13 protein-coding genes and 1 pseudogene are annotated in these 12,910 nt (G+C 71.0%); 9 read left to right on the top strand and 5 right to left on the bottom strand.

The features are described 5' to 3' along the window. Positions 1–92 precede the first annotated feature (92 nt). Both OH804_RS08980 and map read right to left on the bottom strand, forming a co-directional pair. Positions 93–846: pseudogene (locus OH804_RS08980) on the bottom strand (CDP-alcohol phosphatidyltransferase family protein); the annotation flags it as partial. A 186-nt stretch (positions 847–1,032) separates the two neighbouring features. Continuing rightward, positions 1,033–1,806: a type I methionyl aminopeptidase gene (gene map, locus OH804_RS08975; protein ID WP_196923556.1), complete on the bottom strand. Its 774-nt coding sequence runs from the start codon at positions 1,804–1,806 to the stop codon at positions 1,033–1,035. A gap of 65 nt (positions 1,807–1,871) precedes the next feature. Between map and OH804_RS08970 the strand changes: the two genes are divergently transcribed. From OH804_RS08970 to OH804_RS08960, 3 genes are all read left to right on the top strand, one after another. Further along, the gene (locus tag OH804_RS08970; protein WP_196923557.1) at positions 1,872–2,174 is read left to right on the top strand and encodes a helix-turn-helix domain-containing protein; all 303 of its coding nucleotides are present in this window, start codon (positions 1,872–1,874) and stop codon (positions 2,172–2,174) included. A 213-nt stretch (positions 2,175–2,387) separates the two neighbouring features. Beyond that, positions 2,388–2,522, top strand: a complete 135-nt coding sequence (locus tag OH804_RS08965; RefSeq protein WP_406064236.1) for a hypothetical protein — start codon at positions 2,388–2,390, stop codon at positions 2,520–2,522. 52 nt (positions 2,523–2,574) lie between these two features. Next, entirely contained in the window at positions 2,575–3,843 is a 1,269-nt protein-coding gene (locus OH804_RS08960) for an MFS transporter (RefSeq protein ID WP_406064234.1), read from the top strand. A gap of 119 nt (positions 3,844–3,962) precedes the next feature. Here OH804_RS08960 and OH804_RS08955 read toward each other — a convergent pair whose 3' ends face one another. Both OH804_RS08955 and OH804_RS08950 read right to left on the bottom strand, forming a co-directional pair. Further along, positions 3,963–5,135 (bottom strand): beta-propeller fold lactonase family protein, encoded by a 1,173-nt coding sequence (locus tag OH804_RS08955; protein WP_196923559.1) that lies wholly within the window; start codon positions 5,133–5,135, stop codon positions 3,963–3,965. Between the two features lie 176 nt (positions 5,136–5,311). Further along, positions 5,312–6,196: a LysR family transcriptional regulator gene (locus OH804_RS08950; protein WP_196923560.1), complete on the bottom strand. Its 885-nt coding sequence runs from the start codon at positions 6,194–6,196 to the stop codon at positions 5,312–5,314. 82 nt (positions 6,197–6,278) lie between these two features. Between OH804_RS08950 and OH804_RS08945 the strand changes: the two genes are divergently transcribed. After that, entirely contained in the window at positions 6,279–7,529 is a 1,251-nt protein-coding gene (locus OH804_RS08945) for an MFS transporter (protein WP_406064231.1), read from the top strand. Positions 7,530–7,661: 132 nt separating this feature from the next. Here OH804_RS08945 and OH804_RS08940 read toward each other — a convergent pair whose 3' ends face one another. Beyond that, entirely contained in the window at positions 7,662–8,411 is a 750-nt protein-coding gene (locus OH804_RS08940) for a glyoxalase (protein ID WP_406064229.1), read from the bottom strand. A 166-nt stretch (positions 8,412–8,577) separates the two neighbouring features. Between OH804_RS08940 and OH804_RS08935 the strand changes: the two genes are divergently transcribed. The 5 genes from OH804_RS08935 (at position 8,578) to OH804_RS08915 (ending at position 12,910) form a co-directional block, all read left to right on the top strand. Next, entirely contained in the window at positions 8,578–9,504 is a 927-nt protein-coding gene (locus OH804_RS08935; protein ID WP_406064227.1) for a hypothetical protein, read from the top strand. Continuing rightward, positions 9,501–9,953, top strand: a complete 453-nt coding sequence (locus OH804_RS08930; protein ID WP_196923564.1) for an ABA4-like family protein — start codon at positions 9,501–9,503, stop codon at positions 9,951–9,953. Before OH804_RS08935 ends, OH804_RS08930 begins: the two co-directional genes overlap by 4 nt. A 5-nt stretch (positions 9,954–9,958) precedes the next feature. Further along, the gene (locus OH804_RS08925; protein ID WP_406064224.1) at positions 9,959–11,209 is read left to right on the top strand and encodes a sensor histidine kinase; all 1,251 of its coding nucleotides are present in this window, start codon (positions 9,959–9,961) and stop codon (positions 11,207–11,209) included. Then, a complete protein-coding gene (locus tag OH804_RS08920; protein WP_196923566.1) occupies positions 11,206–11,832 on the top strand; it encodes a response regulator transcription factor in 627 nt (208 codons plus the stop codon). The genes OH804_RS08925 and OH804_RS08920 overlap by 4 nt, the downstream gene beginning before the upstream one ends. Positions 11,833–11,944: 112 nt before the next feature. After that, the gene (locus OH804_RS08915) at positions 11,945–12,910 is read left to right on the top strand and encodes a helix-turn-helix domain-containing protein (RefSeq protein WP_196923567.1); all 966 of its coding nucleotides are present in this window, start codon (positions 11,945–11,947) and stop codon (positions 12,908–12,910) included.

The following is a 12,910-nucleotide window of genomic DNA, read 5'->3' as shown; positions in this document are numbered from 1 at the left end:
GACGCGGGCGATCCCGCGTCGGGCCACGGCGACAGTGGGACGGTCCGACCAGGGCAACGCATCCGTCCGGCCCGAGCCCAGCCCCGCCGCGGCGCTGTGGCCCACCGGGCTCGCGTGGACCATCGCGACCGGGGCGTCGTGGACGACGGTGTGGCGGAGGTGACGGGTCGTCCAGAGCCACGCGACGTCACGCCCGAACGACTCGACCAGCAGCGCCAGTGACGCCAGCAGCACGACGGTCGTCAGCGGCCCGGGCAGCGCGTCGCCCATCGCCACCGTCAGCACCACGCCCTGGATGGCGGCGACGACCTTGCGCCAGTAGCGCGGCGGCAGGGATCCGCGCATCCACCCCAGCACCCAGCTCGCGGCGACGAAGACGTACCGCATCGCGCCGATCGCGAGCACCCAGCCACCCACCGAGGGGGCCACGTGCAGGCAGAGCACCAGGACCAGGAAGGAGTCGATCTCCATGTCGAAGCGCGCGCCGAGTTCGCTGGTGGTGCCGGTACGGCGGGCCGTGTACCCGTCCACGGCGTCGAGGGCCAACGCCACGCTGGTGAGTACGACCATCAGGGTGATCGGCGCCGACCGGCCGAACGAGTCGGCGGCCAGGGCGGTCACGCCGCCGACGAGGACGGCCCGGCTCAGGGTCACCCGGTCGGCCGGGCTCAGCGCAGCCGCGCCCGAGCGGGACATCCCCCGGCTGAGCAGGGCGCACAGGGCCACCCCGTACGCCAACCCGGCCGCCCAGCCCGCCGCGCCCAGACCGACTGTCTCCGCCAGCACTGCCAGCAGGACGATCTGCACGAGCAGTCCGATGACCGGACCAGTTCGAACCGTTGACATCGTGCCTCCGCGACTCTGGTGGGTGACCCTGACCGTCATCACGGAAAATATGACCGATCGGTTCATTCTGAACGCGACTCGGCAGGGTGCCACGCAGGGACGTGCCCCTTCGGCGGCCGGTTGATCGTCCACCGTGGGCAGCTCGTCGCCGGCTGAGCGACGAAGACGTCGACTGTGCCGTTCGGCTCAGCGCGCCGGCAGGGTGAGCACGTCCGCGCCGTCGTCGGTGATGGCGATGGTGTGCTCGCTGTGCGCCGTCCGGCAGCCCGTCGCGCTGCGGAGCGTCCAGCCGTCGGCGTCGGTGACGAGCGTGGCGGTGTCCGCCATGACCCACGGCTCCAGCGCGAGCAGCAGCCCCGGGCGCAGCCGGTATCCGCGACCGGGACGTCCGGTGTTGGAGACGTGCGGGTCCTGGTGCATCGTCGACCCGACGCCGTGGCCGCCGAACTCGGTGTTGACCGAGTATCCCGCCGCGGTCAGGACCGAGCCGATCGCGTGGGAGATGTCACCGATGCGAACGCCGGGACCGGCGGCGGCGATCCCGGCCCGCAACGCGCGCTCGGTCGCGTCGATCAGCGCGACGCTCTCCGGGGGCCGCACGTCGCCCACGATGAAGCTGATGGCCGAGTCCGCGACAACTCCACCAAGGGAGACGGCGAGGTCGAGCGAGAGCAGATCGCCGTCGGCGAGCGGATAGTCGTACGGCAAGCCGTGCAGCACGGCGTCATTCACCGACGTGCAGATGTAGTGGCCGAACGGCCCGCGGCCGAAGGACGGCTCATAGTCGACGTAGCAGGACTGCGCCCCGGCCTCGGTGATCATGGCCCGTGCCCACTGGTCGATCTCCAGGAGGTTGGTGCCGACCACGCAGCGGCTCTTCAGCCTCTGGAGGATGCCGGCGACCAACGCGCCGGTGTCCTTCGCTCGCAGCACGTCGGTGGGGCTCAGGATCTCGATCATGCAGCGCCTTCCTCGGACCACCAATAAGTATCCCGGCCATATTATCCCGGTACTAGAATCGGAGCATGGTCAGGTTGCCGCTCACTCCCGCAGAGCTCGAACGCGGACAGCGCCTCGGCGCCCTCCTGCGTCGCGCCCGTGGAGAGCGCTCGATGCTCCTCACCGCGTTGGACGCGGGCGTCTCGCCGGAGACCCTTCGAAAGATCGAGTCCGGCCGGATAGCCACCCCCGCCTTCCCGACCATCGCGGCGATCGCCGACGTCCTCGGCCTCTCCCTCGACGCCGTCTGGTCGGAGATCAACAAGTCGGACGGCGGAGTGGAGCTGGCCCGATCGGACCGCACCGCGCGCGAGCGGCTGGCGTCCTAGCGCCCTGCGGTCGAGCTGGTTGACACCGCCGCGGGTGGGCCCGATCCGCTTTCGGTCAGGACCCGACCGGACCGCGGGCTGTCACTGCGCTGCCGGCACAGCGGCCGCCCACACAGCGCTTCCCACGATAGATAACTTAACAGTGAAGCTGCCCGATCGGTATCGGGCAGACGCCCGACTGCGCAGGTCAGCGGCGGTGGCTAGGTTCGCCCAATGCCCACCAACATGATCAGTGCGGAATCGCACCTGCTGGCCATCCCCGGTACCGGCAACCCCGATCACCTGGTCGAGAACCTGGCTGCCGGGGCGCTGGTCCTGTCGCCGGACGAGCTGGCCAGCATCGAGTAGCGACCCCTGCAGGATGCGGCCCCGCGACACCCTCGATGGAAGGCCCGTCACTGTGCAGGCAGCGACAACACCCGTTCCCATTCCTCCGCGCGACACCCCGTGGCTCGTTGCCCGAGGACTCATCCCCGATCACGGCCCTCGGCGCGTTCTGGCCTTCGCGACCTTCGTCAACATGCTCGGCAGCGGCATCTTCATGGCCAGCGCAGTGCTCTTCTTCACCCGATCCGTCGGGCTCCCCCTTGCGCAGGTCGCTCTGGGGATGGGCATCGCCGCGCTCGTCGGGATGCTCGCCGGGATCCCGGTGGGGCATCTCGCCGACCGCCGGGGCCCACGTGAGATCTATCTGCTGACCCTGGTCATCCGAGCCGCCACCATGGCCGCTCTGGTCTTCGTGCACACGTTCTGGCCGTTCGTCGTCCTGGTCTGCCTGACCCAGCTCGCGCACTCGGCCGGCGGGGCGTCTCGCGGCCCGCTGGTGCGTGGCTTCGGCGGCACCAACCCGGGCCGGTACCGCGCCTACCTGCGGTCGGTCGCCAACCTCGCCGGATGTTGCGGAGCCCTCGCCGCCGGCGCCGCGGTGCAACTGGACACCCGCGCGGCCTACCTGGCCCTGGTCGTCGGCAACGCCGTCAGTTTCGTGGCCTGCGCCGCCATCATCACTCGGCTGCCCTCACTGCCGCCCGTTCCAGCGCCCCAACTGACCGGGCGCTGGATCGCACTCAAGGACAGGCCCTTTCTGGCAGTCACAGTGCTCGACGCCATCCTGGGAATTCAGGGCCAGGTACTGGTCTTCGCGCTGCCCGTGTGGATCGTCTCGCAGACCCACGCGCCACGCTGGTTCGTCGGGGTGGCCGTGCTGGTGAACACCGCCCTCGTGGCGACGCTGCAGGTCAGGGCGAGCCGGGGAGTCGACACCAGTTCGGCGGCAGGTCGGGCGATGCGCCGCTCCGGGTTGGCGTTCCTGATCGGGATGGCCCTGATCGCCGCCACGTCGGCGATGCCCGGTTGGGTCGCCGTCACGGTGATCACGCTGGGGGTCGCCGCGCACACCGTCGGAGAGCTGTGGCACGCGGCGGGCTCACTCGAGTTGCAGTTCCGGCTCGCCCCCGCGCACGCGCAGGGGCAGTACATGGGAATCTCCGGAATTGGCACCGGCCTGGCCAACGTCGCCGCGCCTTCCATCCTGGGCCTGCTCTGTATCGCGTGGGGCGCACCCGGCTGGCTGCTGATGGGCGGCATCTTCGTCGTGGTCGGGCTCGCCGCCCCGGCGGTCGTCCGATGGGGCGAGCGAACGCGTCCGGACTCAGCGGAGGCCGTCTAGATCCAGCGATCCGGCGGCCGTAACTCCACCGGCCGAAGGTCGACCGAGCCCACGCAGCCTCATGGCAGGCCGAAAGCTGGTCCCGGTCGACGAGCGACCGGGACCAGCGGGTGGTGCGCTCAGGAGGCGGCGATGCCTTCCATGCCGATGCCGTCGGCGAACTTCGGCAGACCCTCCACTGTGGTGACGAGCTTCAGGGAACCGTCCTTGCCCACCTCGTAGCCCTGCACGTTGCCGGCGGTGGCGTTCTGCACGTACAGGAAGCCGTCGCTGGTGGTCATGTCGATCGACCCGCCGCCGGTGTCGACGGCGACGGCCTTGACGAGTTGGAGCTTGCCGTCGTCGTCGACCCGGTAGGAGCTGATGGTGGAGCTGCCGGCGTTGGCGACGAAGAAGAAGTCGCCGACGCGCTGGATCCAGCACGGCGCCTGCTGACCGTTGGGCACCGACGGCCCGACCTGGTCGAGCGCGCCGTCGTCCTCCAACTCGAACCGGCTGACCGCGTTCGCGTTGGACTCGGTGACCAGCAGCGAGTCGTCGGTGTCGAAGGTGAAGCCGAACGGACCGTCCCCCGCGTCGCTGATGACGGGGTTCCGGGCCAGTTCGCCGTGACGACCGATCTCGTAGCTGAACATGACGTTGGCGGCCTTGGTCGACACCAGGACGAACTCGCTGTCCGGGTCGATCTTTACCTGGGCCGGGGCGGTCCCGAACGCGGGCGGGTTGCCGTTGTGCAGCCCGAGCGACCGGTTGGCGTCCTCGATCCGGGACAGGCGTCCCTTGTGCAGCTCGAAGCCCTGCACCGAACCCTCGCCGCCGGCGTTGAGGACGTAGACGAGGTCGCCGCGGGCCGCGACGCTGACCGGCAACAGACCGCCGGACCAGATGACCTGGAGCTTGTGCAGCTTGGTGCCGTCGACGCGGAAGACCGTGACGGTGTTGCTGCCGGCGTTCACCGCGAACAACAGTCCCTTGTGGTAGGTCAGGGAACCCTGCGAGGCCAGTGCGTCCAGCGGCGCGCCGATGGTGAAGCCGCCCAGCCCGCCGGTCTCGTACTCGCCCGCCTTGGAGAGACGGCCGTCCTCGTCGCGGTCGTACACCTTGATGGTGTTGCCCTCGGCCTTGTTGGTCTGGACGAAGACCGCTCCCTCGTCGCCGTGGTGGTAATCACCCCCCTTGCGATCGTCGTGGTACCCAGGGCCACCACCATCGGCGGAGGCGGTCCCGGGGATCGATCCGATGCTGGTCAGACCTGCCAGGAGGGCTGCCGCGAACGCGACACTGCGCTTCATCACTGACTCCTTATGCACCCGAAGGGAGGAATCCGAATTTTCCTCTCCTTCGAAAGCTATCGGAACAGCTAGGGGCGTTCGCCTTACTTACCCTAAAGCGGTAATTTCGTGCCGTTCCATGGAACGACGAGACGTATGCCCCGAGATGGCATACGGCGAACCGGACCCCCGGCTCGTCAGGGCAGGAACTCGGCGGTCAGGTCGATCAGCGCACGGGCGGCAGCCCCGACCGGGCGGTCCACCGGGGTGGCGAGCGACGCCGTCCAGTTCAGGTCGGCGCCGGTGACGGCCAGCAGTCGCACCCCGTGGTCGTCGGCGACGGCGAAGCGGGGCAGCAGGGCGATGCCGAGCCCGTGCCGGACGTGGTCGGCGCCGGTGGCGATGTCGGGGATCTCGATCGTGACGCGCCGGGACAGGCCGGCGGCCGTGAACGCCCGATCGGTCACGGCCCGATTGCCGTAGCCGACCGGGGAGTCGATGAAGTCCAGCCCGGCGATGTCGGCGAGGGTGACCGCCTCGAGGGTGGCCAGCGGGTGATCCTCCGGGACGACGAGGTCGAGGACCGAGCTGGCCAGCTCGGTGAGGTGGATCTCCGCAGGGGGCTTGCCGGGCAGTGAAACGAACGCGAGGTCGAGCCGGCGTTCCGTGAGAGCGTCGATGAGCCCCTGGGAGCCGTGCGGGGCGACGCTGGTGTGCAGCAGCACTCCGGGGTGCCGGCGGTGGAACTCGCCGAGCAGGGCTGGCAGGTGCAGCAGCCTGATCGAGGTCATCGTGCCGATGCGCAGGGTGCCGCGCAGGCCGCCGTGCACCTCGGCGACCGCGTCGCGGGCGTCGCGGGCCGCGTCGAGGGCGATCCGGGCGCGCGGCAGCAGCGCGGCGCCGGCGTCAGTGAGGCGTACGCGTTTGGAGTTGCGGTCCAGCAGTGACGCGCCCAGTTCGCGTTCGAGGGTCTTGACCGCGGCGGAGACGGCGGACTGGACGACGTGCAGGCGGGCGGCGGCACGGGTGAAGTTCTGTTCCTCGGCCACGGCGACGAAGTACTCGAGTTGGCGCAGTTCCACACCCCCAAGTATCACCGATCGCGATCGTCGCGAGCATCAACTTTCGTTGGACCTGATGCTTGAGTGAGGCAACAGTGGGGCCATGTCCTTGTCGACCCTGACACCCGGCCCCGCCACGTCCGACCGCAGCGACGGCTCGTCGCGCCGCCACGGCCGTGGCTTCTGGGCGATCGCCCTGGCCTTCCTGACCGCGATGGCGTTCTGCACCGTGCCGGCCCCGCTCTACCCGCTGTACATGGCGCGGGACGGTTTCTCCACGTTCATGGGCACGATCGTGTTCGCGGTCTACGCGGTGGGCGTGGTGATCAGCCTGCTGCTCGCCGGTCACGTCTCGGACTGGGTCGGCCGCAAGAAGATCCTCATCCCGGCGTTGGCGTTGGAGCTGGTGGCCGCCGCCCTGTTCCTGGGTGACCCGTCCCTGCCGGTGCTGCTGGTCGCCCGGCTGGTGAGCGGGCTGGGCATCGGCATGATCACCGCGACCGCCACCGCGTACCTCCAGGAGCTGCACGCGGCGCACCGGCCCGGCTCGTCCCGCCAGCGCTTCGAGATGGTCTCCACCGCCGCCAACATCGGCGGCCTGGGCGTCGGCGCGTTGGTCGCGGGCCTCCTCGCCCAGTACGTCGACGCGCCGCTGCGCACGCCGTACCTGGTGTTCGCCGTCCTGCTGGCGGTGAGCATCGTGGCGGTCGCCCTGACCCCGGAAACCGTCGAGGAGCGGCTGGTCAAGCCGACCTACCGGCCGCAGCGGATCAGCGCCGACCACGGGGACCGGGCCGGCTACCTGGCCGCGGCAGCCGCCGGGTTCGCCTCCTTCGCCGTGTTCGGCCTGTTCACCTCGGTCGCCCCGGGTTTCGTCGCGGGGGCCCTGCACCTCCCGTCGCGGGCCCTGGCCGGCACTATCGTGTTCGCCGTGTTCGGCGGCGCGGCCGTGGCGCAGACCCTCACCAGCCGGCTTTCCGCCCCGGCGAAGGTGCGCCTGGGGCTGCTCACCCAGGCCGTCGGTGTGCCCGTCCTGCTGGTGGGGATGCACACCGCCAACCTGACGGCGTTCCTGGCCGGCGGGGTGGTCGCGGGCATCGGCGCCGGCGTGCTCTTCAAGGCCGCCATCGGTGCCGTCGCGGAGATGGCCGCACCCGCCCGACGCGGCGAGGCCCTGGCCGGGCTGTTCCTCATCGGCTACCTGGGAATGATCCTGCCGTCCGTCGGCATCGGCGTCGCCACCCAGGCCGTCAGCGCCGGCACGGCGATGAACTGGTTCACCGGGTTGCTACTGGTCATGCTCGCCGGCGTGGCGGCGCTGTTCCGCCGCAGCGCCGCGGCCCATGCCCGGTGAGCCGTACGGCCTAAAGCCGCTCGGCCAAGATCCGCACAGAAACAGGGAAAGTGCTGCCTCACCAGCCGCGGAGGCACCTACATCCCGGAAGTTGTGCGGATCTTGGCGAGCCAGGCGCGGGAAGGTCCGGGGTCAACGCTGGCCGGGCCACCACGGTTCGAGGATGGCCGGGTCGGCGACGTACTGCGCCACCTGCGTCCGCTGCTCCACTGTCAGCGGCAGCGCCTGGAGGCGGGCGCCCCACTCGGGCACCCGGTCGGCCTTGTCCAACACGGTCGCCAGCTCGATCAGACCGGCCAGCGCCATCGCCTGCTCGACCACCGGCGCGTCCTCGGCGCGACGGCGCATCCCCGAGTCGAGCGCCCGGTAGGCCGCCCGGTCGTCCATCTTGAACTCGCGCAGGATCCGCGCGTTGTCGAGCACCCGGGCCAGCCCGTCGAGCTCCTTCGACCCGCCGTACTCCACGTCCTTCGGCTCGTCCCGCTGGATGAAGACGATGGTGTTGCCCGACGGGTCGATGATGCTGAACCGCGACGCCCCGGCCCGGTAGCGGGTCATCCGGGGAAGGCCCTTGACCAGCACCTTGCCGTAGCTGCGGCGCATCGCCTCGGTGAACACCGCGTGGTACGACGCGACCGCGTCCACCATCACCAGGCACCCACCGGAGTGCTCCTTCGCCGGGTCCAGGTCCTTGGGCGCCGGGCCGTAGTGCAGCTGGAACCCGCTCCAGGTGAAGGCCAGGTACACATATGGCCTGAGCTGTTCATAAGCCACCTCGAAGCCGAGCGCCCGCCAGAACGCCAGGGTCTCCTCCGGGGCCGCGCAGTGCAGCAGCGGCACTGTGGTCTCGTTCGGTTGGACACGGTCCTCGTTGGTCGTCATGATCGATCCCCGTCCGGTCGGCCGAGCGGCCATTGTGCCAGCACCGCCGAGCGGCTTCGACGGATTTCGTCTCCTACCCAGGGAGGAGGCGGGCTCCGACCAGCGGCCGCAACCGGGGCTCGGGGTCGGACGCGATCGGCGGTCACGACCACGAACATCTACAGGCATGACTACCGTTGTGCGCCGGGCGGCGCGTTGGAACCGCCCGCTGATGGTCCTGGTATCCATGATGGCGGTGCTGGCCGTCGTCGCCGTGGTCGGCATCCTCGTCGATCCGCGCGTCCTCACCGGGGCGCCGATCTGGCTCAAGCCGTTCAAGTTCGCGGTGTCGTTCGTGCTGTACGGCGCGACGCTCGCCTGGATGCTCTCCCTGCTGCCGCGACGCAGCCGGGCCGTCGAGAGGGCGGTCGTCGTCATCGTCGCGGTGGCGGTCGTCGAGAACGCGGTGATCGTCGGTCAGGTGGTCCGCGGGCAGACCAGCCACTTCAACGACAGCACCCCCCTGAACACCGCGCTGTTCGCGGCGATGGGCGCGGCGATCATGGTGCTGTTCTTCGCGCACCTCGTCATCGGGATCGTGGTCCTGATCCAGCGGATCCCCGATCGGGTCGCCGCGACCGCCGTCGGGTGGGGGCTCGGCCTGTCCCTGCTGGGCATGCTGGCGGCGGTGCCGATGGCGCTGCCGATGCAGGACCCGGGGATCGAGGGGATCGGTGGGGCGCACAGCGTCGGCGTGCCCGACGGTGGGCCGGGGTTGCCACTGGTCGGCTGGAGCACCACCGGCGGTGACCTGCGGATCGGACACTTCGTGGGGCTGCACGCCCTCCAGGCGCTGCCGATCCTGGCGATCCTGCTGACCCGGTTCGCGACGCGGTGGGACGAGCGCACCCGCGCCCGGCTGCTGGTCGTCGCGGGCGGCGCGTACGGCGTACTCACCGTGCTGTTGACCTGGCAGGCCCTGCGCGAACAGCCGCTGCTGCGGCCGGACGCCGTCACGCTCGTCGCGGTCGCGGCCCTGGTGGTCGCGACGGCGACCGCGACCGGCCTGGTGCTGGCCCGCGGACGCCGCCCGGACCTGGCGCTGGCCGCGTGACCGCGACGCTGTTCTCCCTGACGTTCGCGGTGGCCGCGCCGTTCTGGGCACTGATGATCCTGCTGCCCCGCTGGTCGTGGACCGCCCGGATCATCGCCTCGCCGCTGATCGTGCTGCCGGTCGTGGTGATCTACGCGCTGCTGGTGCTGCCGGCGTTCGGCGACGTGCTGCCGGCCGTGACGTCGCCGACCCTGGCCGGGGTGCGCGACCTGCTCGGCACCTCCGACGGGGCGGCGGCGGGTTGGGCGCACATGATCGCGTTCGATCTCTTCGTCGGGCGGTGGGCGTGGTTGGACAGCCGGGAACGGGGGGTGCCGGCGCTGGTGATGGCTCCGGTGCTGCTGCTGACCATCCTGCTCGGACCGCTCGGCCTGGCCGCGTACCTCGCGGTCCGGGCCCGGTGGCGGCGGCCGGCGGCCGTCGCCACCGGCCCGCAGCACCTAGGCTGACCACCGTGAGCTGGCCGGGGCGACTGTTCGACATGCGGGACACGCTCGTGCGGATGGTGCTGCTCGATCTCAGCGGGCTGTGCTACCTGCTCTTCGTTCCGCACTCCACCAGCACGCCCACGACGACACAGTGGATCCTCGCGGTCCTCGCGATCACAGTGGCGCTGGCGGCGCACCGTCGGCCGGTGGTCAACCTGGTGGCGCAGGCCGCCCTGCTGACGGTCGCGATCAGCCTGGTCGACGACTTCACCATCAACCAGGTCGGCGCGAGTTGGGCCCTGCTCGAGATCACCATGCGGGCGCGTCGCCCCCGGACCATCTGGCTGTCCACCGCGCTGCTGGTCGTGGTCGACCTGACCGATTCGGTGGGCGACCCGGCCGGCAGGGTAGTCTCCGGCGTCGTCGGACTGGCCCTGGAGGTCGGCGTGCCGGTGCTGCTCGGCCTGGTCATCCGCACCAACCGGGAGCTGAGTCGGCAGGCCGTGGAGCGGGCTGTGGCCGAGCAACGCCAGCACGCATCGGAGAGTCGTGCGGCGCGCGCCGACGAGCGCAGCGCCATCGCCCGCGAGCTGCACGACGTCGTCGCGCACCATGTGGCGTCGATGGTGCTGCGGGTCGGCGTCGCCCGGCACGTGCTCACCGACCTGGACCCCCGGGTGGGCGAGGTCTTCGACGACGTGCACGGCACCGGCACCGCGGCCCTCGCGGAGCTGCGCCGGCTGGTCGCGGTGCTGCGCAACCCCGACGGGGTACGCGGTGACGCGGCGCTGACCGCGATCGAACCGGCCGCGCTGCCGGCGGCGATCGGCGCGTCCATCGACCGGGCCCGGCAGGCGGGTGTCACCGTGGAGGCCGATCTCGACCCGGCGATCGGTTCACTCGACGCGGTGCGCGGCATGGCGGTGCTGCGACTGACCCAGGAGGCGCTGACAAACGTGGCCAAGCACGCGGGGACGTCCGCGCTCGCGCATCTCGTGGTGGCCGTCCGGGACGGGTCGGTGCACTGGGAGGTCACCGACAACGGGCACGGTGGGGTGCCGGCGGGCGTGCCGGCCGGTGGCGGGCACGGCATCACCGGGATGCGGGAGCGTGTCGAGGTCCTCGGCGGTCGGCTGGAGGCGGGCCCGACCGACACCGGGTGGCGGGTGCATACCGTCCTTCCGGCCGTGGCGTCCGCGTCGGCCGGGGCGCCGGTCGGGTCGGTGCCCCGCGAGCGGGAGGCCCCGGCCGGGTCACCCGCGCCGGAGCCGGCGTGATCCGGGTGCTGCTGGTCGACGACCAGCACCTCATCCGGGCCGGGCTGCGCATGCTCTGCGACGCCCAACCCGACATCGAGGTCGTCGGGGAGGCCGACAACGGCCGGGAGGCGATCCCGCTGGCCGGGAGGCTCCTCCCCGACGTCGTCGTCATGGACCTGCGGATGCCCGGCGTCGACGGGATCACCGCGACCAGCCGCATCCTCGCCGAACGTCCCGCCACCCGCGTCCTGGTGCTGACCACGTTCGGCGACGACGACCACCTCTACCCCGCGCTGACCGCCGGAGCGTGCGGGTTCCTGCTCAAGGACGCGCCCCCGACCGAGCTGCTGGACGGCATCCGCCGGGCCGCCGTCGGTGACAGCCCGTTCAGCCCGGAGGTGCTGCGCCGCCTCGTGCAGCGCGCGGTGCACGCCCGCCCCGGGTCACCACCGGCCCTGTCGGGCCTGACCGCCCGGGAACGGGACGTGCTGAACCTGGTCGCCGAGGGCCTGTCCAACACCGAGATCGCCGACCAGCTCCACATCGGTGTCACCACTGTCAAGACCCACATCACCAGCCTGATGACCAAGACCGACAGCCCCAACCGGGTCCGTCTGGCCCTGTTCGCTCGCGGCGTCTGAAGATCAGAAGGCGTGCGGTCGCGCCTCTTGACGTCCCGCTGGGAGCGCTCCAAGATCAGCTGGAGCGGAGCCGCACGAACGGCGGGCCGCCCGAGGCGGGTGTGGTGGTCTGTTGCTGAGCGCATTCGGTCTGAGCGAGCTGGAGGAGAAGGTCTACCTGGAGCTGGTCCGTGGCCGTGCCGGGACCGCGACCGAGCTGGCACCACGGGTCGCGGCCACGGTGGCCGAGCTGGACCACGCGCTCGACGCTCTCGCCCGAGCCGGGCTGGTACGCATGGTTGCCGGCCGCGCCGGTGCCACACCGCCCGACCTGGCCATCGAGTCGCTGCTCAACCAGCGGATGCGCGAGCTTCAGGAGGCGCGGGTCGGCCTGTGGGACTGGCTGCGGCAGCAACGCCCGGCGGACCCGATGGACCAGGATGTCCAGCTTGTCGTCGGTGTTCCCGCGATCATGCAGGCGTTCGACCAGTTCCTGCGCGGGGCGCAGGAGGAGGTGCTCGGCTTCGACCGCCCGCCGTACGCGGCCGTGTTGCAGGACAACCCGACCGAGGTCGAGATGCTCGGCCGGGGCGTCGCCTTTCGCGTCGTGTACGACCGGCGAGGGCTGGAACGGCCGGGTGCGGCGGCCCACATCGGCCGGTTCGTCGCGGCAGGTGAACAGGCACGGGTCGCCGCGAACGTGCCCGGTAAGCTCGCCGTCGCCGACCGCCGGGTCGCGCTGATCTCCTTCCCCGCGCGCGCCGAGAGCATCGACCCCTGGGCGCTCGTGGTCCGTGGCACCACCTGGGTGGAGGTACTCGTGGCGCTGTTCACCGAGGTGTGGGACAGGGCCACGCCGCTGCGGCTCGCCGCGGCCAGCGAGGGGGTCGACGACGTCGAGCGGCAGAGCACGCCCACCCCCGTCGACCGGCAGATCCTGTCGCTGCTGATGACCGGGTTGCCGGACAAGGCGGTCGCCTCCCAGTTGGGCATCTCGCTGCGTACGGTGCAGCGGCGGTTGCGGCAGCTGATGGACACGACCGGGAGCGCCACCCGGATGCAGCTCGGTTGGTTCATCGCCCGCAACGACTGGCTCTGA

It is taken from the genome of Micromonospora sp. NBC_00860 (assembly GCF_045207375.1).
Taxonomy (GTDB): Bacteria; Actinomycetota; Actinomycetes; order Mycobacteriales; family Micromonosporaceae; genus Micromonospora; species Micromonospora vinacea.
This window is presented reverse-complemented; position numbering and strand designations above follow the sequence as displayed.

Coding starts and splice junctions, on each gene's coding strand:
- OH804_RS08945 (WP_406064231.1), top strand. CDS start 6,279: ATGTCCTTGTCGACCCTGACACCCGGCCCCGCCACGTCCGACCGCAGC.
- OH804_RS08965 (WP_406064236.1), top strand. CDS start 2,388: ATGCCCACCAACATGATCAGTGCGGAATCGCACCTGCTGGCCATCCCC.
- map (WP_196923556.1), bottom strand. CDS start 1,806: ATGATCGAGATCCTGAGCCCCACCGACGTGCTGCGAGCGAAGGACACC.
- OH804_RS08940 (WP_406064229.1), bottom strand. CDS start 8,411: ATGACGACCAACGAGGACCGTGTCCAACCGAACGAGACCACAGTGCCG.
- OH804_RS08935 (WP_406064227.1), top strand. CDS start 8,578: ATGACTACCGTTGTGCGCCGGGCGGCGCGTTGGAACCGCCCGCTGATG.
- OH804_RS08955 (WP_196923559.1), bottom strand. CDS start 5,135: ATGAAGCGCAGTGTCGCGTTCGCGGCAGCCCTCCTGGCAGGTCTGACC.
- OH804_RS08970 (WP_196923557.1), top strand. CDS start 1,872: ATGGTCAGGTTGCCGCTCACTCCCGCAGAGCTCGAACGCGGACAGCGC.